Origin of the sequence: Rhodococcus sp. ARC_M5, assembly GCF_022810405.1 — a bacterium.
GTDB classification, from domain to species: domain Bacteria; phylum Actinomycetota; class Actinomycetes; order Mycobacteriales; family Mycobacteriaceae; genus Rhodococcoides; species Rhodococcoides navarretei.
On sequence record NZ_JALGQE010000053.1, the window covers coordinates 1 to 607 of the forward strand.

The window sequence follows — 607 nt, forward strand, 5'->3', positions numbered from 1 at the left end:
CGAAGCGGTCACACAACTGAAATCGATGATCGTCAATGCCCCAGAAGGCATACGCGCCGAGCTCCGTCAGCTCACCGACGCGCACCTGTTCGCCGCATGCGCAGCATTGCCACACGCACCGCGTCGGCCCGTCGATCTCGATTCCGCAGTCGGTGCCGCACTGCGGTCGGTGTCCCGCCGAATTCTCGACCTCACCGCCGAGGAACGAATCCTCGCCAAACAAATAGAGGCACTCGTCACCGCACACGCACCGCAGCTCCTCGCCCGATTCGGGATCGGAACCAGCACAGCTGCACAACTGTTGATCACAGTCGGCGACAACCCCGAACGGATCACCTCCGAAGCGTCCTTCGCGCACCTGTGCGGAGTTGCACCGATCCAGGCATCCTCGGGCCGCACACAACGTCACCGCCTCGACCGAGGCGGTGACCGTCAAGCGAACCGGGCGCTCTACACGATCGCCATCACCCGCCTACGCGGCGACGAACGAACCCAGCAGTATCGGGACCGGCGACTGACAGAAGGCAAGACCCCACGCGAGATCACCCGATGCCTCAAACGCGCCATCGCCCGCGAAATCTACGGCCTACTCAAGCCGCCCCAGACC

The 607-nt window shown here is 64.1% G+C and carries 1 protein-coding gene; it reads left to right on the forward strand.

Annotation, left to right across the window (positions count from 1 at the left end):
- Positions 1-25: 25 nt before the first annotated feature.
- On the forward strand, positions 26-607 hold a 582-nt coding region (locus MTX34_RS25510), incomplete at its 3' end, for a transposase (protein ID WP_243611204.1).